The sequence below is a fragment of the Wenyingzhuangia heitensis genome (assembly GCF_011762155.1).
Classification (GTDB): Bacteria; Bacteroidota; Bacteroidia; order Flavobacteriales; family Flavobacteriaceae; genus Wenyingzhuangia; species Wenyingzhuangia heitensis.
Genome location: NZ_JAASQL010000001.1, coordinates 363,846 through 389,911 on the forward strand (window position 1 = coordinate 363,846; position 26,066 = coordinate 389,911).

The 26,066-nt window shown below is 29.9% G+C and carries 22 protein-coding genes; 15 read left to right on the forward strand and 7 right to left on the reverse strand.

Going from position 1 to position 26,066, the window contains the following annotated elements; all coding sequences use genetic code 11:
- Positions 1–11: 11 nt before the first annotated feature.
- The 4 genes from FHR24_RS01535 (at position 12) to FHR24_RS01550 (ending at position 6,923) form a co-directional block, all read left to right on the forward strand.
- Positions 12–1,049 carry an aldo/keto reductase gene (locus FHR24_RS01535; protein ID WP_167182869.1) on the forward strand — a complete coding sequence of 346 codons (1,038 nt, stop codon included), beginning with the start codon at positions 12–14 and terminating at the stop codon, positions 1,047–1,049.
- A 159-nt stretch (positions 1,050–1,208) separates the two neighbouring features.
- The gene (locus FHR24_RS01540; RefSeq protein ID WP_167182871.1) at positions 1,209–3,704 is read left to right on the forward strand and encodes a glycoside hydrolase family 2 TIM barrel-domain containing protein; all 2,496 of its coding nucleotides are present in this window, start codon (positions 1,209–1,211) and stop codon (positions 3,702–3,704) included.
- A 104-nt stretch (positions 3,705–3,808) separates the two neighbouring features.
- Complete coding sequence (locus FHR24_RS01545) at positions 3,809–6,082, forward strand: TonB-dependent receptor (RefSeq protein WP_167182873.1); 2,274 nt, start codon at positions 3,809–3,811, stop codon at positions 6,080–6,082.
- Positions 6,083–6,086: 4 nt separating this feature from the next.
- Positions 6,087–6,923 (forward strand): DUF4249 family protein, encoded by an 837-nt coding sequence (locus tag FHR24_RS01550; protein WP_167182874.1) that lies wholly within the window; start codon positions 6,087–6,089, stop codon positions 6,921–6,923.
- A gap of 53 nt (positions 6,924–6,976) precedes the next feature.
- Here the strand turns inward: FHR24_RS01550 and FHR24_RS01555 are convergent, their stop codons facing one another.
- Together FHR24_RS01555 and trpS are read right to left on the reverse strand one after the other, a co-directional pair.
- On the reverse strand, positions 6,977–8,170 hold the full coding sequence (locus tag FHR24_RS01555) for a hypothetical protein (RefSeq protein ID WP_167182876.1): 1,194 nt from the start codon (positions 8,168–8,170) through the stop codon (positions 6,977–6,979).
- Positions 8,171–8,233: 63 nt separating this feature from the next.
- Entirely contained in the window at positions 8,234–9,202 is a 969-nt protein-coding gene (gene trpS / locus FHR24_RS01560) for a tryptophan--tRNA ligase (protein ID WP_167182879.1), read from the reverse strand.
- A 144-nt stretch (positions 9,203–9,346) separates the two neighbouring features.
- Between trpS and trhA the strand changes: the two genes are divergently transcribed.
- On the forward strand, positions 9,347–9,991 hold the full coding sequence (trhA, locus tag FHR24_RS01565) for a PAQR family membrane homeostasis protein TrhA (RefSeq protein ID WP_167182882.1): 645 nt from the start codon (positions 9,347–9,349) through the stop codon (positions 9,989–9,991).
- Between the two features lies 1 nt (position 9,992).
- On the opposite strand, the gene FHR24_RS01570 is transcribed toward trhA, so the two are convergent.
- Positions 9,993–10,466 (reverse strand): CYTH domain-containing protein, encoded by a 474-nt coding sequence (locus tag FHR24_RS01570; protein WP_167182885.1) that lies wholly within the window; start codon positions 10,464–10,466, stop codon positions 9,993–9,995.
- Positions 10,467–10,656: 190 nt separating this feature from the next.
- Between FHR24_RS01570 and FHR24_RS01575 the strand changes: the two genes are divergently transcribed.
- Genes FHR24_RS01575 through purD form a run of 9 tightly spaced genes read left to right on the forward strand, consistent with a single transcriptional unit; the run spans position 10,657 to position 22,514 of the window.
- Positions 10,657–11,919: an MBOAT family O-acyltransferase gene (locus tag FHR24_RS01575; RefSeq protein WP_243846484.1), complete on the forward strand. Its 1,263-nt coding sequence runs from the start codon at positions 10,657–10,659 to the stop codon at positions 11,917–11,919.
- A 2-nt stretch (positions 11,920–11,921) separates the two neighbouring features.
- Positions 11,922–13,028 (forward strand): alginate O-acetyltransferase AlgX-related protein, encoded by a 1,107-nt coding sequence (locus FHR24_RS01580; protein ID WP_167182891.1) that lies wholly within the window; start codon positions 11,922–11,924, stop codon positions 13,026–13,028.
- Positions 13,028–15,403: a type IX secretion system anionic LPS delivery protein PorZ gene (gene porZ, locus FHR24_RS01585; RefSeq protein ID WP_167182894.1), complete on the forward strand. Its 2,376-nt coding sequence runs from the start codon at positions 13,028–13,030 to the stop codon at positions 15,401–15,403. The genes FHR24_RS01580 and porZ overlap by 1 nt, the downstream gene beginning before the upstream one ends.
- Positions 15,403–16,125 carry a DNA repair protein RecO gene (gene recO / locus FHR24_RS01590; protein WP_167182897.1) on the forward strand — a complete coding sequence of 241 codons (723 nt, stop codon included), beginning with the start codon at positions 15,403–15,405 and terminating at the stop codon, positions 16,123–16,125. The genes porZ and recO overlap by 1 nt, the downstream gene beginning before the upstream one ends.
- Positions 16,125–18,554, forward strand: a complete 2,430-nt coding sequence (locus tag FHR24_RS01595) for a TonB-dependent receptor plug domain-containing protein (protein WP_167182900.1) — start codon at positions 16,125–16,127, stop codon at positions 18,552–18,554. The genes recO and FHR24_RS01595 overlap by 1 nt, the downstream gene beginning before the upstream one ends.
- 41 nt (positions 18,555–18,595) lie before the next feature.
- Complete coding sequence (rnpA, locus tag FHR24_RS01600) at positions 18,596–18,979, forward strand: ribonuclease P protein component (RefSeq protein ID WP_167182903.1); 384 nt, start codon at positions 18,596–18,598, stop codon at positions 18,977–18,979.
- A 27-nt stretch (positions 18,980–19,006) separates the two neighbouring features.
- On the forward strand, positions 19,007–20,653 hold the full coding sequence (locus tag FHR24_RS01605) for a DUF6909 family protein (RefSeq protein ID WP_167182906.1): 1,647 nt from the start codon (positions 19,007–19,009) through the stop codon (positions 20,651–20,653).
- Between the two features lie 7 nt (positions 20,654–20,660).
- The gene (locus FHR24_RS01610) at positions 20,661–21,236 is read left to right on the forward strand and encodes a sugar transferase (protein WP_167182909.1); all 576 of its coding nucleotides are present in this window, start codon (positions 20,661–20,663) and stop codon (positions 21,234–21,236) included.
- Between the two features lie 3 nt (positions 21,237–21,239).
- Positions 21,240–22,514 (forward strand): phosphoribosylamine--glycine ligase, encoded by a 1,275-nt coding sequence (purD, locus tag FHR24_RS01615; RefSeq protein WP_167182912.1) that lies wholly within the window; start codon positions 21,240–21,242, stop codon positions 22,512–22,514.
- A gap of 70 nt (positions 22,515–22,584) precedes the next feature.
- Here the strand turns inward: purD and FHR24_RS01620 are convergent, their stop codons facing one another.
- Entirely contained in the window at positions 22,585–22,920 is a 336-nt protein-coding gene (locus tag FHR24_RS01620; RefSeq protein ID WP_167182915.1) for a single-stranded DNA-binding protein, read from the reverse strand.
- Positions 22,921–23,077: 157 nt separating this feature from the next.
- Between FHR24_RS01620 and FHR24_RS01625 the strand changes: the two genes are divergently transcribed.
- Positions 23,078–23,425 carry a hypothetical protein gene (locus FHR24_RS01625; RefSeq protein WP_167182918.1) on the forward strand — a complete coding sequence of 116 codons (348 nt, stop codon included), beginning with the start codon at positions 23,078–23,080 and terminating at the stop codon, positions 23,423–23,425.
- A gap of 4 nt (positions 23,426–23,429) precedes the next feature.
- Here FHR24_RS01625 and FHR24_RS01630 read toward each other — a convergent pair whose 3' ends face one another.
- Genes FHR24_RS01630 through FHR24_RS01640 form a run of 3 tightly spaced genes read right to left on the reverse strand, consistent with a single transcriptional unit; the run spans position 23,430 to position 26,031 of the window.
- Positions 23,430–23,906 carry a threonine/serine exporter family protein gene (locus tag FHR24_RS01630; protein WP_167182921.1) on the reverse strand — a complete coding sequence of 159 codons (477 nt, stop codon included), beginning with the start codon at positions 23,904–23,906 and terminating at the stop codon, positions 23,430–23,432.
- 1 nt (position 23,907) lies between these two features.
- Entirely contained in the window at positions 23,908–24,672 is a 765-nt protein-coding gene (locus FHR24_RS01635) for a threonine/serine exporter family protein (RefSeq protein ID WP_167182924.1), read from the reverse strand.
- Positions 24,673–26,031 carry a serine hydrolase domain-containing protein gene (locus FHR24_RS01640; RefSeq protein WP_243846485.1) on the reverse strand — a complete coding sequence of 453 codons (1,359 nt, stop codon included), beginning with the start codon at positions 26,029–26,031 and terminating at the stop codon, positions 24,673–24,675.
- Between the last annotated feature and the right edge of the window lie 35 nt (positions 26,032–26,066).

The following is a 26,066-nucleotide window of genomic DNA, read 5'->3' on the forward strand; positions in this document are numbered from 1 at the left end:
TTAAGATGAATATGAAGTATACAAAAATCCCTAATACAGACATTAAAGTTTCTAAAATTTGTTTAGGAAGTATGACTTGGGGGGAGCAAAATACCGAAGCTGAAGGTCACGAGCAATTAGACTATGCTTTTGATAATGGAGTTAATTTTATTGATACTGCAGAATTGTATTCTATTCCAGGTAGAAAAGAAACTCAAGGAAATTCAGAAAGAATTATAGGGACTTGGTTAAAAAATCAAAAAAGAGAAGAGCTTGTTATTGGAAGTAAAATTACAGGACCTAACCCTGGGCTTTCATACATTAGAGAGCCACAACAATACACAAAGAAATTAATTCTAGAAACTGTAGAAAATAATCTTAAGCGTTTACAAACGGATTATATAGATGTGTATCAGTTGCACTGGCCAGACAGAAATGTTAACTTTTTTGGAAAGCTAAATTACAAGCACAACCCAGAAGAAAAATGGGACGACAAGATTGCTGAAATAGTAGAAGCAATGAATATTTTAATCAAAGAAGGAAAAATTCGTCACTATGGATTGTCTAACGAATCTCCTTGGGGAACAATGAAACATTTAAACGAAGCAGATCAAAAAGGACTGTCTAGATGTAAAACGATGCAAAACCCATATTCGTTACTAAACAGAAGTTATGAAGTAGGAATGGCAGAAGTAGGAATGAGAGAAAATGTTGGTTTATTAGCATATTCTCCTTTAGCTTTTGGAGTGTTAACAGGAAAATACTTTAACAATAATTTACCAAAAGGATCTAGAATAGAAAAATTCCCAAACTATAACAGATATAGCAATCCACAAGCTATGTTTTTGGCCGAAAAATTTAGCGAATTGGCTCAAAAACACAATTTAAGTTTAGCAGAACTATCATTGGCTTTTATAGAACATCAGCCTTTTGTTACTTCTACAATTATTGGGGCAACCAAAATGAGTCAGTTAAAAGAAAATATAGATACTATCAACATTAAACTAGCTAAAGAACTTTTAGAAGAAATAGATGAGGTTCATAAACTGCAACCTAATCCAGCTCCATAACAAACCATAAAAAGCACCTTAATTAAGGTGCTTTTTCGTTTAAAGAGAATAAAGTGTAATTATCAGTTAATAAAAATTAAGATATTGCTCTGTTAATAATAGATTTTTGAGGTTCTGATGTTATTATGATAATTATAAGACAACAAAACCAAAACCATTATGAAAAGTTTATACACACTACTTTTTTTATTTATGAGCTTTACAAGCTTATTTTCTCAGCAAATAGATCTTTTAAAAAATTGGAAATTTTCCAATTATGATTACGGAGCTGCTTTTCAAGAAAATTTTAACGATGCCGATTGGGAAACTGTAATCGTGCCCCATGATTGGGCTGTAAAAGGAGATTTTGATTTTGCCAATGATTTGCAATTAACCATGGTGGTGCAAGATGGAGAATCTAAACCAAAATACAGAGCAGGTAGAAGTGGAGCTTTGCCATATGTTGGTATTGGCTGGTATCGTACTAAATATAAAGTTACCGCTGCCGAGTTAAAAGAAAAAGTACAGTTACTTTTTGATGGTGCCATGAGCAATGCAAAAGTATATATAAACGGAAGTTATGTAGGGGAAAGACCTTTTGGATACATATCTTTTTACTTTGATATTACTCCATTTTTAAAAGAAGGAAAAAATAGTATTGCTGTTCGTTTAGAAAACTTTAACAGTCAGTCTCGTTGGTACCCAGGAGCTGGTTTGTATAGAAAAGTATCGGTAATTAAAACCAATAAAACACACGTTAAAACTTGGGGAACTTTTGTGTCAACACCTCTAGTTACCAAAAGAAAAGCCATTGCAAATCTAAATTTAGAGTTGTTAGGAAATGGAACTTATACTATCAAAAATCAAATTGTAAACCCTAAAGGAAAAGTAGTTACTACCAAAGTACAAAAAGTAATTATTAAGGGAGAAACTAATGTTAAAGAAGATTTTAAAATAACCAGACCTGCATTGTGGAGTATAGAAAAGCCTAATTTATACAAATTAAAAACGTCCATTTTAAAAGGTGATACAGAAATTAATACCTACACAACTACTTTTGGAATTAGAGATATTAATTTTAAGGTGGATGGTTTTTATTTAAACAATAAAAAAGTAAAGTTTAAAGGAGTAAACATGCATCATGATTTAGGTCCTACTGGAGCAGCATTTTACAAAAATTTGTTTTTAAGACAGATGGTAAAAATGAAAGAAATGGGGGTAAATGCGATTCGTTTTTCTCATAATCCACCAGCACCAGAAGCTTTAGATATTTGTGATTCTATAGGTTTATTAGCTATTGACGAAGCTTTTGATGAATGGCAAGTGGGTAAAGTAACCAATGGTTATGCAATTCATTTTGATAAGTGGGCTAAAACAGATTTAACAGATATGATTTTAAGAGATCGTAACCACCCAAGTGTAATTATGTGGAGTATTGGAAACGAAATTTTAGAGCAATACAAACAAGATCCTAATCACATAACAAAATACTTAAACGATATTGTAAAATCGGTAGATACAACAAGAGCTACCACAGCCGGTTTTAACGCTGCAAAAGGAGCTTTAGTAAGCGGAATGGCTAGTATTGTAGATGTTGCAGGTTTTAATTACAAGCCGGGAATTTACGGAGCTATTCGTAAAGAATATCCAAATTTAAAATTTTATGCTAGTGAAACAGGTGGAACTGTAAGTGTGCGTAATGCATATAAGTTTCCTGTTGTTTTTGATACGCTTCATAACAAGAGAGGAAATTCACTAAATACAAAAGTATTTGCTGATGGTCTTCCTGGAAATTTTGAAACGACTCAAGTTCCGTGGGGATATCCACCGTTTAAAGAATTTGCATCGCAAGAAAAAAACACCACGGTGTACGGAGAGTTTGTTTGGACAGGTTACGATTATTTAGGAGAACCATCTCCATACCATGAAGCAAAGTCTAGAAGTTCTTATTTTGCTCCAGTAGATTTTGTAGGTCTAGAAAAAGATAAATTTTATTTATATCAAACACAATGGAAAAAAGAGAAAGAAGTACTTCATTTCTTTCCGCATTGGACATGGCCAAAGTTAGAGGTAAAATCTTTTCCCGTAGTTTGTTATACATCTTATGAAAAAGCAGAATTATTTGTTAACGGTAAGAGTTACGGAGTACAGACTAAAAAGGCTTTAAAAGATTTAAAGTTTGAAAACAATACAATTGACATTCCTGCTTCTGGAGGTGGAAATTGGGATTTACTAAAAGCTTATGCTATTGTTTGGGATGATGTGGTGTATGAGCCTGGAGAAATAAAAATAGTGGCTTATAACAAAAGAGGTAAAAAGGTTGCAGAAAAAATAAGAGTAACTGCAGGAGCTCCTTATGCAATAAAAATAGAACCAGAAATTAAAACCATTAAGAATGGAGAGGTTGGAGTTTATGTAATTTCTGTAGTAGATAAAGACGGTAATCTTTGTCCGCATTACAACAAAAACATGACGATTGATGTAGATGGGGCGGCTATGTTTTTAGCTTCTGGAAATGGAAATCCTACCAACATGCAAAACTTATCTATACCTAAAAGAAAGTTCTTAAATGGACAAGCGGTTGTTTTTGTAAAAGCAGTTAAACAAGGAAATGTGATAATAAAAACAGTTTCTGATGAATTAAAACAAGAAAACAATAGTTTAAAAGTTAAGTAATATTTACGATGGTAGTATGTAAAAAAAGAGCAGATTCTAATTAGAATCTGCTCTTTTTATGTAGTTTTAAAACCTTAAAACAAACAGACTAGATACTTGTTAAAATGAAATTATTAAAATTGTTTTTATTGCTTCCTTTTTTAGCATATAACCAAAATTTTAATTTTTCTGGAAATCTTTTTTCAGACAAAACTAAGGAACCTATAGCTGGAGCAATTGTTAAATTTAACAATAAAGAAAGATTAGTAGTAACTAATCTTAATGGTGTTTTTAAAATAAAATCAGAGTCTAATAAAATAGAAATTACTTGTGTTGGATATGCTACTTCAGTTTTTTATTTACATAATGGAAATAATACACTGTATTTAACACCTAATATTGAAGTTTTAAATAAAGTTATATTAAAAAATACACTTAAAAGTTCTGGTTCAAAAGTGGTTTCTGGTCAAATAGTGTTGGATGAAGGTTATATAGAAAATGCTCCTGTAACTTTAGGAGAAAAAGATGTTTTTAAAGTTTTACAATTAACACCAGGGGTTCAACAAGGTAGTGAAGGACAATCTGGTTTGTTGGTTAGAGGTGGTAATCAAGGAATGAATTTGGTTTATATAGATGAAGTATATTTACATAATTCATCACACTTAGGGGGACTGTTTAGTTTGATTAATTCTGATTTTGTACAAAAAATAACCTTTTTTAAAACAAGTTTTGATGCTTCGTATGGAGGTAGAATTTCATCAGTTACAAATGTAGACACAAAAAACAATTTTAATAATTTCTTTTTAAAAGGAAGCTTAGGTCTGATAACATCAAAATTAACATTAGGAATACCTATAAAAGAAATAAGGACTAAAGTTTTAGTTTCTGGAAGAAGAACCTATTTAGATCTGATACAACCTTTGTTTGAAAATAGTATTGATACTGAAAATGAAAATTCTGCTTTAGGTAAAGGAAAGAGTTATTTTTTTTATGATTATTTAATAAAAACATCAACAAGGCTGAATAAAAAACATGAAATAAATTTTTTGTACTACAACACAGTAGATAAGTATACAGATACAGATGGAATAGATAAAAGTAATTCCTCTTGGCAAAATAATATTTATGGATTTAACTGGAAATATAAACTAAACAGTACTTTTAGAAATGAATTTTATGTTTCTAAGAGCGATTATCAATTAAACTTTAAGGGAGCTTTTTTTCCTATAGACTTTAAAGTAAGTTCTTTTTACAAACAAAATACTATTAAAAATCAGATACTGATTCGTAAAAATAAACACTTTATAAAAGTAGGAATAGAGTACAAGCAAATAGAAAACTTGCCTAAAAAACTAAATGCAAGTCAAAATAATATTGACTATGATATTCCTAATCAAGAAAAATACAGCTATGCTTTCACCAGTTTGTATATAGATGATAAATTTAGGTTAACAGACAATTTAAATTTAAAACTAGGATTAAGAAAAACATTTTTTAATTTAAAAGAATCATCCATTTTTAAAGACTATTCAAATTCTGTTTTAGAACCTCGAATTAGTGTTAATTATGAATTTAAAGAAGATGAATATTTAAAATTTGCTTACCAAGATTTGTATCAATTTATACATCAATCTCATATAGCATCATATAGTACTCCAGTAGATTTTTTTATTCCTAGTCAAAATAATTTAAAGCCACAAAGAGGTTTTCAATACTCTTTTAGTTATGCCAGAGATTTAGAAAATTTAAATTTAGAAATAGCAGTTTACTATAAAAAAGTTAAAAATTATTCAGAGTTTGTAAACGGTTCTATCAATACCTTATTTTTAGAAAATATTTATGATGATATTATTACAGGAGAATTAAATTCTAAGGGAATTGAATTTTCTACAAGTTTTCGATTTTCAGATAAGTTAAAAGGAAATTTAAACTATACTTTTTCTAAAACAGAAGCACGATTTAAAGAATTAAATAAAGGAAATCGATTTCCTGTAATTTTTGATCGTCCACATAATATAAATATGGGTTTAAATTATGATTTAAATAAGAAAATAGAATTAGGAACAAATTTTATTTTTACAAGCGGACAAAATTTTACTCCACCTATAGATATTAGAATTGTTGACGAGACCCCTATTATTACCTATGGAGAGAGAAATAGTGTAAGGTATCCTAGTTATCATAGAATGGATGTATTTGTTTCATATCTTTTTAGAAACACTGAAAAGTACAATTCTAAATTAAGTTTAACATTGTATAATATCTACAACAGACAAAATCCATTTTTTATAAAGTATCTTGTGGGTGATTTTGAAGAAAGTTCAGAAGGTGTTAAAGCTGAAGTAGAAACACTTTTTCCTTTTGTTCCATCTATTAGTTGGTCATTTTCATTTCAATAAAATTATGAGGAAAATAATTTATTCTATTGTATTTGTTTTTTTAAGTTGCAATACTGACAATTTAGAGTTTTTAGATATAACTAAAGAGGGCTTAACTGTTGAGGCATATATTGAGGCTAATAAAACTCCAGTTGTTTATCTAACAACAAGTTTACCTTTAAATGGTTTTAAAGAAATAGATTTTTTAAAAGCAATAGAAAGTACTGCTAAGGTTGAAATCTTCGAGAATAATAAAAATGAAATTGCTGTTTTTTCTAAAGATAACTCTAGATATCCTTCAAGATATTATGGTTTTGAGGAACTAAAAGGTAAAACAGGAGAGTTGTATACTTTAAAAATTACTGTTGGAGATAAAGTATATACTTCTGAGGCTAGTGTGCCAGAAAAGCCTATTATGTCTAAAATTACAATAGTAAAGCAATCTGCTCTTAAAAAGGGTACTTACAATCTTAAAATTGATTTAATGAACCCTAAAGTAGATAGTTATTTTAAGTTTTATATAAAGAAAAGTAAAGATGATGTTTATAAAAAAACATCTCTTTTTGTAGTCTCTAATGAGTTAATTAATGCTCCTGTTTTAACTATTTATAACGATTTTTTGGGTCTTGATGAAAATGATAAAACAATTAGTTTGTTAGAAAATAATGAATCTTATGATTTAAGAATTGTATCCATAAGCAAATCAGAATTTAGATTTTGGGATAAAATTTTAGTTTCTCAAACTCAAATAGTAAATTTACCTAGTACGGCAAAAGAGGTGCCTACTAATATTTCTAATGATGCTTTTGGTTTTTTTAGTGGAAATTCTGAAGTATTTAGTTTGATAAGAATTGAAAAATAAAAAAGCCCACTTTAACTAAAGTGAGCTTTTTTATTTGGTGCTTAGAGTGCTAATTATTCGCTATATGCATTTAATGTATTGTCAGCAGTATCCATCATATCTTCAAAACCAAATTCAAAATAAGCTTCTAAAGTAGATTTACTTCCATCCTTAAAAACCAATCTAACATCTGGTGTTTCATATTCTACTTCTTCGGATACATATCCATTACCAGTATAGTAATATTCCATTTGAGAGTATGTTCCTATGTAAAACTCTCCATCAGCAATTTTATTTTTTCCAGATTTAATAGTAATATCAAATGTTTCGTTTAAAATTGAAACTTCATTCTCAACTGTTTTAATTTCTTCGTTTAGTTTATCAGATATTTTAGCATCAACTGATAAAGAAATTTCACCAACATATAAGGTGGCATTTGCAGAGTTAAGTAATAAATCAATTGTTTTATTGCTCTCACCAGAATTGTTGATTTCTGCATAATTCCCTTTACCACTAAGGTCTAATCCTAAAACTTTAGTATTTCCAATATTTAAAGATTGATTGACAGAACCATCAGTATTATTGTTAGTTACTACAGCATTGTAAGATAAAACTCCTAATGATAATGAACTAGATACTTTGGTAGGAATGTATTCATTATCAGCAATGGTTGCGCTATAATCTATTCCCATTATTTTATTGTTATTAACTTTCAGTTCAACTTTAATAGATTTTGGAGCTTCTTCCCCTGAAGCGTGTTCGTATGCAGAGAAGTTAGAAATAGTTAAAACTGCTGTTTTATTATTTTGAGTTACAGAAAAATTGATTTTCCCATCATTTGATTCTGAAAAATCAAAATCATCACTATTACTATTCCAAGTGTGTGTCCCAACAGATTCGTTAAACTCTTTTTCTAGTTCTGTTTGACTAGGAGCCGAAATTGCTGCGAATAATGTACTAGGATAGTTAACAGTAGAAATTTTATTTTGTTTTACTTGAGTAGAAATATAAAGAGTATTTTTTACTTTTTTTAAAATCTCTTTATTTTTGGTGTTTTCTTCAGTTGTTAAAAACTCTAAAAATTCTTCTATTTCTTGTAAAGCAGAATCATTTCTAAATTCTTCAAATTTATTTAAAACAGCAATACTATTGTCTTCTAAACTTTGTTTTCCTTGATCTTCACTTAAAGCGTTGTCTTTTTTACTAGATTTAGAGCAAGATGTTAATAACGAGATACATAGTAATAATAATCCTAATAATTTTTTCATAGTTTATTTTTTTAGACAAAAATAATTATAATTTACTGACAAATGTTATTTAAAGATTAATTTTTAATAACCTAGTTTGGTTCTAACTCTATTTAAAGTCTCGTTGGCTATTTTGTTTGCTTTTTCTGCTCCTATAGCTAAGGCTTTGTCAATTTCTTCAAGGTTTTCTATGTAGTAATTATATTTGGCTCTTTGTTCTTTAAACTCTTCAATTAGCAATTCATAAAAAGCTTGTTTAGCATGTCCGTAACCATAATTACCTCCTTCGTAATTGGCTCTCATTGCTGCAATTTGTTCATCAGAAGCAATAATTTTATACAAGGCAAATAAGTTACAAGTATCTGGGTTTTTAGGCTCTTCTAGCGGAGTACTATCCGTCTCAATTTTCATGACTTGCTTTCTCAATTTTTTATCATCTTGAAAAAGGTTTATAATGTTTCCTTGAGATTTACTCATTTTTCCACCGTTAGTTCCGGGTACATACTTTGTTCCTTCTTGAATTTTGGCATCTGGTAACACAAAAGTTTCTCCCATTTGATGGTTAAATCTACTGGCTACATCACGAGTTATTTCTAAATGTTGTAATTGATCTTTTCCTACGGGTACTACTTCGGCATCGTATAATAAAATATCGGCAGCCATTAACATTGGGTAGTCAAATAAACCAGCGTTAACATCTTCTAATCTGTCTGCTTTGTCTTTAAAAGAATGTGCAAGCGTTAATCTTTGATAGGGAAAAAAACAGTTTAAATACCAAGTAAGTTCAGTAGTTTGTGGTACAGAGCTTTGACGGTAAAAAACAGTTTTGTTTATGTCTAAACCAAATGCCAACCAAGCAGCCGCAGTACTATATGTGTTTTCTTTTAATGTTTTTCCGTCTTTTATTTGGGTTAATGAATGCATGTCTGCTATAAACAAAAAGGATTCATTTACAGGATTATTTGCCATTTCTATAGCTGGTATAATTGCTCCTAATAAGTTTCCTAAATGTGGAGTTCCTGTACTTTGTACACCTGTTAAAATTCTTGCCATATTCTTAAAAAAATAATGTTTTGCACAAAAGTACACTTTCATTAAAAATAAGCGATGATACGCTGTAGTTTATTTAGTAAATACAGAATATAACAGTAGTTAATTGGTCTGTTTTTTTGTAAATTATAGAGTAAAATATAAATAATGGACTTTAAAGTGAAATATTACGAAGAAGTTGAGGAAAAATGGAATGTATGGTCCCATGCAATTGGTTTTTTTTTAAGTCTTTTTGTATTTCCTTTTTTAATGTATAAGGCCATTGTGTCTAAAGACACCAACACAATTATAAGTTATGCTGTTTACGGAATTAGTATGATGTTGTTATATGCAGCATCTACTTTATACCATAGTGCGGTGAACAGAAAAATACGTTACTATTTAAATATTTTAGATCATTCAGCTATTTATGTATTAATAGCAGGGTCTTATGCACCAATTTGTTTAATAGTGTTAAACGGAAAGTTAGGTTGGCTTGTGTTTGGTGTTTCTTGGACAGTAGCTATATTGGGGGTTGTTTATAAAATCTACTTTATTGGTAAATATAAGTTACTGTCGGTCTTATCTTATTTAATAATGGGATGGTTGATTCTTTTTTTTCTAAAACCCTTAATGCAAAATTTACCTCTTTGGGGACAAAGGTGGCTGCTATTTGGTGGGATTTTTTATTCTGTTGGTGCCTTTTTTTTTGCGTCGAATAAAATAAAATACAACCATGCAATTTTTCATATACTAGTTCTGTTAGGGAGCCTGTGTCACTTTATTACCATTTACTATCACACAATAAAGTAATTTACCAGTTTTTAAAGGGGTTTTTACTTAGTTGAGAGTTGTAGTATTTTACCTGACCTGTAACCTCATCACCTAGCCAGCTTGGTTTTGTAAAAATTTCGTTTTCACTACTTAATTCAATTTCGGCAACAATTAATCCTTTGTTATCTCCATCAAAAACATCAACTTCATACGTATGCTGATTGTTTTTTACTAAATATCTAGTTTTACGAATAACACCGGATTCACAAATTCCTAACAATTGAGTAGCTTCTGATACAGGTATTTCTTTTTCCCATTCAAACCTGGTAGTTCCTGCTTGGTTAGATTCTCCTTTAATGGTTAAATATCCTTGCTCATTTTTTATTCTAACTCTAACAGCTCTTTGTTTGTGAGAATTTAAATACCCTTGTTCAATTCTGTTGTTATCAAAACTCTCTTTTATAAAGTCAAGATTGTTTACTAAAAATTTACGTTCTATTTCTTTGTAATTCATTGGTAATCTTTTATTACTGTTTAGGTATATTTGTGTATCAAAAATACTATTAATGCTTTTTAGCGATCCTATTTTTTTGTTTCTTTTTTTGCCTTTGGCAATACTGCTATTCTACTTAGTACCTAAAAAATTAAAAAATATTATTTTATTAATTTTTAGCTTGGCATTTTACGCTTGGGGTGAAAGAAAGATGGTTTTATTATTAATAGTATCTTCTTTTGTTGATTATATTTCAGGAATTTTAATAGATAAAAAACACAGAAAATTGGGCTTATATTTTTCTGTGTTTTTTAATTTAGGAATACTTATTTATTTTAAATATTCAAATTTCATCATTCAAAACCTGAATGAGATGTTAAGTTTTACGGGGGCTTCTGTAAGTTTAAAACCAATGAATGTTTTAATGCCTTTAGGTATTAGTTTTTTTACTTTTCAAACGATGTCTTATACTATTGATGTTTACAGAGGAAAAGTAAAAGCATGTTATAGCTTTTTGGACTTTATTACCTATGTTACATTATTTCCTCAATTAGTTGCAGGCCCTATTGTTCGATATGAAGAGATTCAGGAACAATTAAAAAATAAAAATGTATCAATTTCAAGGTTTTCTTACGGAATAGAAAGGTTTGTTAAGGGGCTTTTTAAAAAACTATTTATTGCAAATAATTTAGTTCTAGTAGCCAATATAGCATTTGAAACTCAAGAGGGTTATGGTACATTATTTAGTTGGATAGGTATTATTTGTTACACGTTATATGTTTATTATGATGTTTCTGGATATGCAGATATGGCTATTGGTTTGGGGAAGATTTTTGGATTTGATTTTCCAGAAAACTTTAACTATCCCTACATAGCAAATTCTATAAGAGATTTTTGGAGAAGATGGCATATAACAATGTCTACATGGTTTAGAGATTATGTATACATATCTATGGGTGGAAATAGAAAAAGCAAAAATAGAGTATTATTTAATTTGTTAGTTGTTTTTGGTGTTACTGGACTTTGGCACGGAGCAGCTTGGAATTTTCTAATATGGGGACTTTGGCATGGAGTGTTTTTGTTATTAGAAAGGCAAGGGGTTTTAAACTTTGTACCTAAAAAAATTAGACATATTTATGTAATTTTAGTAGTAATTTTAGGGTTGGTAATATTTAGAGCCAATAATATTACTCATGCTATAAATTATATAGAACAAATGTTTGTTTATAAGCCATTAGAAGATTTTAATTTGATTCGTTTTTCGTTTAGATATGAGACGATAGTTGCTTTTATTTTTTCACTTTTATTTTCGTTTCCACTTTATAAAAAATTAAAAATTCTTATAAAGAAATTAATAAATAAACAGGAAATTATATCCGTACTTAGAATTGTTACAATAACAGTAATGTTGTTAGTTTGTTATACATATATAGCTATAGGAGCTTATAATCCATTTATTTACTTTAAATTTTAAAAATGAAAGGTAAAATTGTACTTATTTCTTGTTTTATGTTAATGTTGCTAGCTCCAACAGTTCTTATGTTTACAAGTTTTGAAGATTCTTTTAAAAAAGATGAAAATAGAGAGTTAACATCATTCAATGTAAGTTCGTTACGAGATATAAAAAAAACTATAATAGACTTAAAGAATTTTTATAAAGATAATTACGGAACAAAATTCATATTGTATAACTTATATAAGAATAAAATAAGTGATCCTTTAAACGAAAGTCCTAGTAACAATAAAGTAATATATGGTAAAGAAAATTGGTTGTTTTTAGGAAATAATTATAATGATGCTTTTTCTGAAGCCAAAGGAGAGTTGGTTTTTAATAAAGAAGAAATTTATAAAATAAATAAAAATTTAAACATTATTAAAAGTTGGTGTACAACTAAAAATATACAATTGTATATATGTGTCGTGCCAGGAAAACACACAATTTATAAAGAGTATTTACCTTATAAAATAAAGCAAAACAAAACAAAACTAGATCAATTTATAGAAATTTATCCTGCTACAATAGATTTGAGAGCTAGTTTAAATAAGGCAAAAAAAAAGAATCAAATATATTTTAAAAAAGACACACATTGGAATCACATAGGGGCTTTTGAAGGGTACTTAAAAATGATGGAAATGATTAAGGTGAATAATAAAAACCTTAAAAGTTTAACAAATAGTGATATTTTATCAATAACTTATAATGGATCAAAAGTTGGAGACATTAGTGGTATTTTAAACGAAAATGAAAAAGAAATAAGACCAGAAGTTATCTTAAAAAATAATATAGGTAAAAAAGGAGTTAAAAAAATAAAAGTCCCTTATTATCATAGGTTAAGCAAAGACTCGTATGAAAAAAGGTATATAAATCCAAATGCACTTAATCAACAAAAAATACTTTTATTAAGAGATTCTTTTTCAAGTTCTTTAATACATTACTTTAGAGCAACTTTTAAAGAGGTTGTATTTGTATACAATCATTGTTTTGATGAAAAAATAATTTTAGACGAAGCACCAGATATATTACTATACGAAATTGGAGAAAGGGTTTTGGATAGTTTTTTAACAATACAAGAAGATAAGTAATGAAGAAAGTAATAAGTATATTAATTTTATTTTGGAGTATAAATTTAATAGCACAAAAAGACTACTCTAGTCAATGGGAAGATTTATTTTCTTATAACGAAATTATAGATTTTGTAATTCAAACAGATATTATATACGCTGTTACCGAAAACGCAATGTTTATTTACAATCTTAAAAACCAAGAAATTCAAAAAAAATCATCTATTAATGGTTTGTCAGGAGCTAAAACTTCAACAGTGTTTTTTGACGAGAATTCAGAAAGTGTTTTTATTGGTTATGAAAATGGTTTGATTGATATATTGGATACAAACCAAGATGTATATCCTGTAACAGGAATTAATCAAAACATAATTTTAGTTAATAAAAAGGTTAACGGTTTTTATAATGATGGAGATAAAACATACGTTTATGGTAGCTTTGGAATTTTAGAGTTTGATATAGAAAATAAAGAATTTGGAGATTCGTATAAATTGTCTAATTCAGAATCTCCACTAGAGGTAAATGCTGTAAGTGTGTATAATGACAATTTATACGCTGCCACTATTGACGGACTATATAGCATTAATGTATCAAAAACATCGCAAGTTAGCCCTAATAAGTTTTCAAATTGGACACAAATTAGTACAGGAAATATTACTGGTCTTTTAATGGTAGACACTGCTCTTTATTTTTATAAAGAAAATGTGGTTAGAAATATAAACTCCCCCAATGATAACAGTATAAGTTTTCCTGAAACAATTATTAATTTAGATAAAACAGATACTGTAAATCAAATAACAGTTAGTAGTTCTAAAAGAATTAAAATATATACTATAAATGATTTTAATGCTTTAACGGAATTAGATTTCAGTCAATCCTTAAGTCATACGTTTACTGCGAGTAAAACTCTATATGATAAAAATAATTTTTACGTTGCAACAACAACTAATGGTATTTTATCAACAAAAATATCAGATAATAATCTATATACCGAAATTCACCCTGAAGGACCTAGTAGGAATGATACTTTTTCTATAACAGCCAGAAAAGGAGATTTATGGATTTCCTACGGAAGCTATAACAATATCTATAACTTTGGAGGAAAAACAGTAGGAATATCGGGTTTTTATAACAATCAATGGTATTCCATTCCTTATTCAGAGTTCAATGCTCGTGATATAATTAAAATAGAAGTAAACCCTTTTGATTCCTCAAAAATATACCTTGCATCTTATTTTAATGGTGTAAATGTATTGTCATTTGATGAAAAGTCTAAACTATGGAAAACAACAGATAAATGGACAGATAAAACAACAGACAATGGACTTGCAGGTTCTGGTGCAACTTCAGAGCCTATTATACCTTATCTAATTATAGACAATAATGATAAACTATGGGTGCCTAACACTTACGCTAAAGAAAATAAAAACTTTAGCAGCTATAATTTTAAAAGTGAAACTTGGGAAGCTTTAATAGATTACTCTTCTTATGCAAATAGATTAGATGTTAGAATGAATAATATGTATGTGCATAACGACGGAAATATTTTTGCGGGTACGTCTGCCAACGGATTATATGTTTTTAAAGAAACATACGATCAAAATTTATCTATAGATAATTCTGATAATAAAATTACAGCTATTAATGAGCTAAGTGACAGTGGGAATTTACCATCAAAAATGGTTAGAGCAGTTGTTGTTGATAACAATGATAAGGTTTGGATAGGAACAGATATTGGTTTGCTTGTTTTTGACGATTATGAAAATTTATATAGTAAAACAAAAGGTGCAGCAAGTAAAATTATTATAGAAGAATCTGGGGTTCCTAGTGAATTGCTAGGAAACACAAAAATAAATGATATTATTATAGATAAAGCCGGTAGTAAATGGATTGCGACAGATGGAGCGGGTATTTTTAATGTATCATCTGATGGACAAACTACATTTAATATTTTTAATATAACCAATTCTCCATTGTTATCAGACAATGTTATTGATTTAGAGTTGGATGAAGATACTGGTTCAATTTATATGGTAACAGATAAAGGAGTTTTAGTATATACTAATAACTCAGAACCTTTTGGAACTAGTATTACCTCTGTTATTGCTTATCCTAATCCTGCGATTAGAAACCAAGTTGGTCATGAAAAAATTACTATTGTAGCCAAAGACGGTAACGGAATTCCTGATGGAACCAATGTGAAAATTATGGATGTTTCCGGAAGGTTGGTTTTTGAAACAAATGTATCAGATAGCGGAGATTCTCAAGGAGGTAGAATAGTTTGGAATAAAAAAAATTTAAGAGGAAATTCCGTGGCCTCAGGTATTTATATTGTTTTATTATCTAATGCTGATGGAACAGAAAATACAACCACAAAAATTGCCATCGTAAATTAATGCAAGTAGCCACAAAAGCAATTGTAATAAGCTCTGTAAAGTATGGGGACACTAGTTTAATTGTAAAGTGTTATACGTATACAGAAGGAATTAAAACGTATTTGCTTCAAGGAATTTTAAGCAAAAAGAAAGCAAAAATAAATAAATCTCAGTTTTTTCCTTTATCCATATTACAAATTAATGCTTCTCATAACAACAAAGGAAGTTTAAATAGAATTAGCGAAGCCAAAATTTTACATCCTTTTAAAACGCTGCATGTCGACCTATTAAAACAGTCAATTGTTTTTTTTCTATCCGAATTTTTAACAACAGTATTAAAAGAAGAAGAAGGAGAAAATGATGTGTTGTTTGATTTTTTAGAAAACGCAATCGTTTGGTTAGATTACCACGATCAAGTAGCCAATTTTCATTTAAAATTTATCATAGAATTAACAAAATCTCTTGGGTTTTATCCAGATGAAACAAACAAAGAAAGTAGTTTGTTTTTTGATTTGTTAGAGGGTAAATACGTAAATCATCAAGGAGCAAACGTAATTCAAGGAGAGCAACTAGATCTTTTTAACAAAGCATTAGGCATAAAATTTGATAGATTAAACAAGACGTTGTTTAATAAAAATCAAAGAACCATTATTTTAGATCTTTGGTTAAAATATTACCAACTTCATATGGTCTCTTTTCGAAGACCAAAATCTTTAGATATCTTATCAAAAGTATTGGAATAATGTTTAGAATTTTAGTAGCCTTTTTGTTAATTTCTATTAGCTCATTTTCGCAAAAAATTAGAGTAATAGATTCTTATACTCAAGAAAGAATAGAGGGGGTAGAAGTGTTTGATGTAGACAATCAAAAAACTAAAATATCTAATGCCAGTGGAGAGGTACAAGTTTCTTTAAAAAACGCAACATCAACATTTATTTTTAAACATAAAGATTATTGTGAGCTAACGGTATTGGGACAAGATATTGATAAAGAAATTTTGTTAAAACCTAGGTATGAAGGTTTGCAAAGTGTTGTGCTTTCGGTAGCTAGAGTTGCCGAAAAAAAACAAAGAATTCCCGAGAAAATAGAAATTATAACCAAAAAAGAAATAGAGAATTTATCACCACAAACATCTGCAGATATGTTGGCAAATACACCCGGGGTTAGGGTGCAAAAATCTCAGTTTGGTGGGGGATCTCCGGTAATTAGAGGTATGGAATCTAACAGAGTACTTTTGGTGGTAGATGGTGTTAGAATGAACAATGCTATTTATAGAAATGGTCACTTACAAAATTCAATAACAGTAAGTCCGTTTGCTATAGAAAGAGCTGAGGTTGTTTTTGGACCTACCTCTGTAGCGTATGGTTCTGATGCTTTGGGAGGTGTGATTCATTATTACACAAAAAGCTTAAATTATAGCACTAAATTGTACAATAAAAATGAAGTTTTTTACAGACACAGTACTGTAAATAATGAACAAACGGTTGCTTTTTCATCTTCATCTTCTCATAAAAAATGGGCTTCTTTTTCCAATATTTCTTATAGTAGTTTTGACGATTTAAAAATGGGAAAAAACAGAACTCATGGGTATGATGATTGGGGAAAAGTTTATAAATATTCGCAAAACACAGATAATAAATATTATCCAACAAGTTCTGAAAACAAGAATCCAAACATTCAGAAAAACACAGGATATCATCAGTTAGATATTTTACAAAAATTTAAATTACCTATTAACGATGCTATTGATGTTGTTTTAAATGGTCAGTTTAGCAAATCTAGTGACATTCCAAATTTTGGAAAATTAAATGATGAAAAAGGAGGGGATTTAAAGTTTGCTGAATGGTATTATGGACCACAGCAACGTGTTTTAGTTTCAGCTCAAACGAAATTTAAAGATTATAAATCTTTGCTGCAAAATGGAAGTATTACACTGGCTTATCAAAATATTTTAGAGTCTAGAATTAACAGACAAATGAATTCTTTAGACAGAACATCTAGGTTTGAAGCAGTAGATGTTTATTCTTTAAATAGTGATTTTTACAAACTATTAACAAAAGACGGAAATAGAAAATTGTTTTATGGAATAGAGTTGGTTCACAATGATGTAAATTCAACAGCAAAAGGAGAAACACTAGCGGTTAATGGCAATAAAATTCTAGGGGTTCAATCAAATTTTAATGCGGATACTCGTTATCCTGATGGAGGAAGTACCTATAGTAGTGCAGCAATATATACATCTTATAGACAATTATTAGACAAAAAAAACACGTTAAACCTAGGGGTTAGATTAACCAATACGTTGTTAAAAGCAAATTGGAATAACAATGTAGCTATAGCCATTCCAGATAATGCTATTAAATTACAAAACACAGCTTTAACGGGTTCTATAGGCTACATTCACAGACCTAAAAATAACGATAAAATAAGTGTTGTTTTATCCAAAGGGTTTAGAGCACCTAATGTTGACGATGTTGGTAAAATAAGATCAAAATCAGGAAAACTAACAGTTCCCAATACAAAATTAAAACCAGAACACTTGTATAGTTTAGAGGCTGGTTACGATAAATGTTTGTTTGACAAACGATTAAAATTAAATATCAACACTTATTATACCTTATTAGATAATTATATAGCAAGAGCTACATCATCAGAATTTGGAACCACAATTAATTACGATGGAGACGTGTTTGAAAACGAAGCGATTTTAGCAAATACCAATCAAGGACAAGCCTATATTTATGGAGGAACCTTTGGAATGCAAGCTGAAATTGCAAACCATCTAAAGTGTCATATGAGTATTACTTATACCCAAGGAAAATCTTATGATACGCATCAGCCATTATCATCTATTCCTCCAATGTTTAGCAATGCATCGTTAGGTTGGTACAAATCAAAATATGATGTTATTCTTAATTACAGAATGTCTTTAGCTAAAAAATTAAGTGATTATAATATAATTGAGGGAATAGATAATTTAGATGAAACACCTAATGAAGAAGGAACTCCAGCCTGGCAAATAGTAGGTTTAAGTTCTAATTATAGAATTACAAATTATTTAAAACTTCAACTTCAATTACAAAACATTTTTGATATTCATTACAAAGAATTTGGTTCTTCTATTAGCGCTCCCGGAAGAAATTTGGTAGCTGCAGTAGCATATTCTTTTTAAAAGAAGGTTTGTAGCCTATTGTTTGCTTATTTTTGCAGCGTATGAAATTCACGTTAGGTAAAAATCAAAAATTAAAGAGTAGAAAAGCAATAGCACAATTGTTTATAGAAGGACAATCTGTAAAGGAATTTCCTATAAAAATGATTTATTTACCTGTTCCCAAAGATCAAGAACAAATTACAAAAGTTGCATTTTCTGTACCTAAAAGAAATTTTAAACTTGCTGTACACAGAAATAAAATCAAAAGATTGCTAAGAGAAGCTTATAGATTACATCAACATGAGTTTTTTGAGAATCAAGATGCAGTTTATAATATCATGTTTATTTACATGCAACCTAAAATGCCAAACTATCTACAGGTGGAGTCTAAGTTAAAAAAACTGTTCTTAAAGTTTAAATCTTTAACACCTTCTTCTAATTCTTAATTAGAATTGTTACCTTCCATAGCGCATATGGACAGACAAGAAAAATTACACGCACAAAAATCTAAAAGAGCTATAGAAACAATGTACATTACCATGTTGCATTTGTTTAATAGAGGCCACTACAAGCCAATGGGCTTATCTGGTCAATCGTTAAGAAACGCACTTTTAGAATTACAACCAGAAATATATGGTTCTATAGCCGACCCTAAAAAGTTTGAACTACAAGGATTGCTATATGTTTTAGATAGGTTACCTAAAGGCATAGAAACCTGTCGTTTTATAAATCTTACAGCTACAGAAGGACTAGACGAGGCTCATTTTCATAAAATAGTTCCGCCTAAAAGAAGACGTAATTGTTATAGAATTGATAAGGAACAAATGAATATTGAAATTACCCGAGGTCGTTCCGATATTTATGATGTGCTTACCCATTTAACATTTATGTATTTAGAGTCTCATAAACTATTAAATAGAATGTTTGTTGGGTACAAATCAGAAGTGTCCCACGAATGGGAAAAATTAGAAGCTTTAGTACTGTCCGAAGAAGAAATTTCTCAAGAAGACAGAGGAGTGTTATTTGTGTATTTATCTAATTTATTAGGTAGAGGTTTTGATGAGGTTAAAACAATATATTACGAACTTTCTACAGAAAAAAATCAAGATAGGTTTTTTGATATTATTTATTGGTTGGGGAATTTAGCAGCTAAAGAAAGGATTGATAATGAATATAGATTGATTCGTTTTAGCGATGCTTTAATAGATCAAGTAGGAAAACATGTGTACGGAACTATTTGGGCAAAAAACATAAAAAATGTGCTGTACAACAAAGGGATGCTCAACAGACCTATACACATTATAAGTTCTAATATGCACTCGGTTTTAAATGTTTTATATGCAAAAGAAGCTTTAAAATACAAAGGAAATAATAATTTTGAATTGTATAAAAAGCTAAGTAATGTAACAGCTACAAAAGAAAGAAAACAAGTTATAGAATATGCTTTAAAAAATGGTCTTACAGAGGTAGATGATAGCTCTGGAGCTAATATAGATGTTCAAATTATAGACGTTAGTTATTTTTCTAAACATGAAAAAGCTCCTGTAGTAGTTGTAATGGATTATGCTTTTGGAGAACAAGCATACGAAACTATGGATGAATTGTTAAAACCTTACAATCACAAAGAAGAAGAGGTCATAAAGCTAGATGTACAATCTATTTCTATCATGGGAAAAGCAGGGATTCTGTACGGAGATAAAGGAGATATTATGATTCCAACAGCTCATATTTCTGAGGGAACAGCAGATAATTATTTTTTTATCAATGAATTAGATGAAAATCAATTCAAAAAATTAAATTTGAAAACTTTTACAGGGAATATGATTACAGTGTTAGGAACTTCATTACAAAATAAGTTCATCCTTAATTATTTTAAAAGTACTACTTGGGAATCTATAGGGTTAGAAATGGAAGGTGCACATTACCAAAAAGCTATTCAAATAGCTTCAAAAATAAGAAATCATATTTCCAAAAATGTAAAAGTAAGATATGCCTATTACGCATCCGACAATCCATTGCATTCCGGAAGTACATTAGCATCTGGAGGTTTGGGTATGAAAGGAGTTGTTCCAACATACGCTATTACCGAGGCCATTATTGAACAAATATTTAATAGTTAACAAATTCATGTTTAAACGAATATTCGATATTCTGTTTTCTTTTATTATTCTAATCACCGTGTTAAGTTGGTTGGTTCCAATTGTTGCTGTTTTAATTTTTGCAACAACAGGTGAAAAACCTTTCTTTTTTCAGAAAAGAGTAGGGCGAAAAGGAAAATTGTTTAATATATATAAGTTTAGAACTATGAAAGGTTTTCCTCCTGTAAACGATCCATTGTTGTCCGATGAAGAAACTCACAGAATTACCAAACTAGGAAAAATACTTCGTAAATATAGAATTGATGAATTTCCTCAGTTTTTAAATGTTTTAAAAGGAGACATGAGTGTTGTGGGACCAAGACCCGAAAGACAAGAGTTTTTAGATAATATTCTTAAAGAAATACCAACGTATTCTTGCTTACAAAGATTAAGACCAGGGATTACTTCGTTAGGGCAAATTCGTTTTGGATATGCAGATACATTTGCTCAAATGAAAATTAGAGCTCGGTACGATTTAGTTTATTTAGATAACTTATCTTTGTGGACTGATATTAAAATAATATTACTAACCGTATTGGTAGTAATAAAAGGAAAAGGTAAATAAAAGATGAATATTCTTATTTTAGGTTCTGGAGGTAGAGAACACGCATTTGCAAAAAAATTAGCAGAAAGTAAAAAATTATCAAAATTGTTTATAGCACCTGGAAATGCAGGTACTGCTAGTATTGCTACCAATGTTGCTATAGATCCTACAGATTTTGCTGCCGTAAAAAAAACGGTTTTAGAAAACAATATTGAAATGGTAGTGGTGGGACCTGAAGCTCCTTTAGTTGCAGGTGTTCACGATTTCTTTTTGGCAGACAATGACTTAAAAGGTATTCCTGTTATTGGACCTAAAAAAGATGGTGCTGAGTTAGAAGGTTCTAAAGAATTTTCTAAAAAGTTTATGTTTAAGCATGGAGTTCCTACAGCAAAATACCAAGCTTTTACCAAAGAAACAGTAACAGAAGGACAAGCATTTTTAGAAACTTTAAAACCACCGTTTGTGTTAAAAGCAGATGGATTGGCTGCTGGAAAAGGAGTTTTAATTATAGACAACCTACAAGAAGCTAAAGATGAATTAGCAGATATGTTAACCAATGAAAAATTTGGTGCAGCATCTTCTAAAGTAGTCATAGAAGAGTATTTAGACGGAATTGAATTGTCTGTTTTTGTATTAACAGACGGAAAAGATTATAAAGTTTTACCATCTGCTAAAGATTACAAAAGAATTGGAGAAGGAGATACAGGATTAAATACAGGAGGTATGGGAGCTATTTCTCCAGTCCCTTTTGCAGATGATGCTTTTTTAGCCAAAGTAGAAGAAAAAGTAGTAAAACCAACCGTTGATGGTTTGCAAAAAGATGGAATAGATTACAGAGGTTTCATTTTTATTGGATTAATGAATATCGATGGAGAGCCGTTTGTAATTGAGTACAACGTGCGTATGGGAGATCCAGAAACAGAAGCGGTGTTGCCACGTATTACTTCGGACTTGTTAGATTTATTTGAAGGAGTTGGTAATCAAACATTAGCTTCTAAATCTTATGAGGTAGATCCTAGAACGGCTACTACAGTAGTTGTAGTTGCTGGTGGATATCCTGAAGCGTATGACAAAGGATATGTGATCACAGGAACAGAAAACGAACAAGATTCTATTGTTTACCATGCAGGTACAACATTAAAAGACGGAAATATAGTAACTAACGGAGGTCGTGTATTGGCGGTTACTTCTTTTGGTGATGATATTCCTTCTGCATTGGCAAAATCATACAAAACAATTGATAAAATTAAGTTTGATAAAATGAATTATAGAAAAGACATTGGGTTTGACTTAATGTAAACGTTTCTAAACATCATAAAAAACGCTTTGATTTATATATAATCAAAGCGTTTTTTGTTTATAGTAGTTCCTACTTACTCCCTAACATCATCAATTCACTAACCATAATTTTGGTAGTATAGCGTTTGTTTCCATCTTTGTCTTCCCATTCATCAGTAGATATTTTTCCCTCAATAGCAATCTGACTTCCTTTGTCTAAATATTGATTGGCAATTTCTGCAGTTTTGTTCCAACAAACCAAATTATGCCATTGTGTATCCTCTTTACGCTCTCCGTCTTTGGTGTAAAATGTTTCTTTAGTGGCCAAAGAAAAATTCGCTACTTTTTGATCTTTACCAAATGTTTTCATAGTAGGTGCTGCACCTAAATGTCCAATTAACTGTACTTTGTTTCTTAAATTACTCATAACGTTTTTTTTAAAAGATTTATAATTGTTGGTATTCAACAGTGCAAAGATGAGAAGTGATCAAAGTTTTAATCGGTTGCTAAGTAGTTGTTTTCGGATGTAAACGGTTGTAGTCGTTTACAATCGGTTTTGTATATTTGATATATAATTAAAAATTATGGAAGTAAAAGAGTGTTTAGAGTGTGGAGAAAAAGTGATAGGAAGATCAGACAAAAAGTTTTGCAACGATCATTGTAGAAATGCGTTTAACAATAAGTTAGAGGTAGGGAACAAAAGCTTGGTTAGGAATATTAACAATGCACTTAAAAAGAATTATAAAATACTGTGTGAGTTAAATACAACCGGAAAAACAAAAGTGTCTAAAACTGTTTTAGATGAAAAAGGATTTTACTTTAACCTTTTTACATCAATTTATACGACCAAAACAGGCAATCAATATTTTTATTGTTACGATGAAGGCTACCTAGTGTTGGAAAAAGAACAGGTTTTGTTGGTTAAAAAATAGAGGATTACTTTAGTTTCATTGTTTTTATAGATTCTTTTCTACTAATAAGCATAGGGAAAGAAACTCCAGCCGTAAGAGCTAACAAGATAAAGGCTGCTATTATTCCATTACTAATCGTTTCGTTTAAAGCAATATCATAGGCTGTTTGACTAGTGTTTTCGGTAAGTTTTATAAACCCCAACATAGCTTTATAGGCAAAAGCACCAGGAATCATAGGGATTACAGCAGGTATAGAAAAAACCAACGGTGGTGTATGCTTATTGTGCGCAGCAGGAATGCTTAACAATCCAATAAGTAAAGCCCCAAAAAAAGTAGCAATTACAATATGAATGTTATAATTGATTAAAATTAGTTTACAAGAACCTCCTAAAGAACTAAGTAATGCAATTACAACTAAAGTTCTTTTAGGAACATTAAATAAAACAGCAAATCCAAGAGATGCTACGGCTAGCCATATGGCCATTTCTAGTTGATGTATCATCTTAAAAATTATAAATATATAGTGTTCCTAACATTCCTAAGGCTATAGAAAATGCAATTAACATTGCATTGATACCTCTTACCAACCCATTGGTTACGTTGCCATCAATTAAGTCTGTAAAAGAGTTGATTAACGGAATTCCTGGAATTAAAAATAACACACAAGTAGCAAAGGCTAAATTAGGATGTACACCAAATTGTAAATAAACAGCAAGTCCAGAAATAAAACAAGCTGTAAACGATACGATAGTGGTACACAAATAAAAATTGAATTGATTTTTTAATAAAAGGTGTCTCACATAAAAAGCAACACAGGTTGCCGTAAAAGCAATCGCCATATCTACATAGGCACCACCAAACAGTCTGCAAAAAGCAGCATCAGCCATACTTACCATAAATAGTGTTAGTAAAAAAGGATATCTTGTAGCTGTTTGCAAACGCTTAATTTCTTGATTTACCTGATCTGTATTCCAGTTCTCTTCTACAACTCTCCAGCTCATTCTACTAATACCAGATACCAATTTAAAGTTGGCACCATGTGGGGCAGTTTTTTTAAATCGATTAAAAACTTTCTCTGTTTTTTTATTTTTTAAAAGAAGTAATACGGTTTTATGAGTGACTAATATTTCGGTTTCGTAACCTAAGGTTTCTGCAATTCTTTCTATAGTTACTTTTATTCTATTGGTGCTGGCACCAGATCCCATTAAAAGCGAACCTACTTCTAGTAGACAGTCAGATACAATATTGTTTTGTTTTGATGGTTTCATTTATTTAATTGTCTTGCAAATATTACCAATTAATTTATCAAATAAAGGATAAAACCCAACTCTTCCTAATTGTGTAACTCCAAAACGAACAATTACCAAATCTTTAGAAGGAATTACAAAAATACGTTGTCCTTGGTAACCATCTGCATAAAAACAATCTGCAGGAACATTGGGCATAAAATTCCCTTTGTTTAACCACCATTGTCCTCCATATTCACCTTTAGATGTTTTGTTGGGGGTGCTAATGTATTTTATCCAGTTTGGATGTAAAATTTGTTCGTTATTCCAGATTCCTTTGTCTAGCATTAATTGCCCAAATTTAGCCCAATCTCTAGTGGTTGCCCAGCTGTAAGATGATGCTACATAATTATTTTTTAAATCCGTTTCTAAAACCATAGAATGCATTCCTATTTTATCAATTAACTCTTTGTATGGAAAATCCATATATGATTGTTCTGATGCAAATTGTTTTTTTAACAAAGCAGATAAAATATTACTGGTTCCAGAAGAGTAGTTAAACATGGTTTCTATAGGATATTCTAATGTTTTGCTTAAAGGCCTTTTGGTAAGGTCAACATCATCAAAAAGCATTTGGGTCACATCGCAAATTGTCTTATAGTTTTCTTTCCACTCCAATCCACTTTCCATTCTTAATAAATGATTGGTTGTAATCTTCTTTCTGTCATCTTGTAACCAATCAGGAAAATCGGTAATAGGTTTATTAATATCAAATAAATTCTTGTTTTCTAAAACTCCAAAACAAGTAGTTAGTAAGCTTTTGGTGATGGACCAACCTTGCAAAAGAGAGTTTTCATCAAAACCAGAGGCATATTTTTCTGAAATAATTTTTCCTTTGTAAAGCACTAAAATAGATCGGGTTTGTTTTATTCCGTCTGGATGATTCTCTACAAAACAATTACTTGTTAAACTGTCTAAAGTTTTTGTATCTATATTAGAAAATATGTGTTTTTCTGGAGCTAAATTTCCGTAAGGATAAGGTTTGTTAATTGGGGTTAAATTTCGATTTGGTACTAAATAATCTTTGGTGAAATCTTTATCAGAATGAATCAATACAGCACCTACTCCTTTTCTGTAAACAGCTTTTTTAGAAGACATTCCTAGTACGGTGGCTAAAGAGGAGTTATATGTTTTGTCAACAACAGTAGTGGCAAGTTTAGTTAAAGGACCATGGTTGTCTGTTTTATTAGTGTAGTCAACATTTCTATGTGCTAAAAAATAACTACTAGCCATGTTTTTTGCTGTAAATCCAGATATCAATTTAAGTTTTGAATAATTAAATGCAAAAACGATTACAATAATTAAAAGAAGACCAATTCCTGTCATTTTTAAGATTTTCATTTTAAAAACTTTTTTAAACAAGTTACTAATTTATA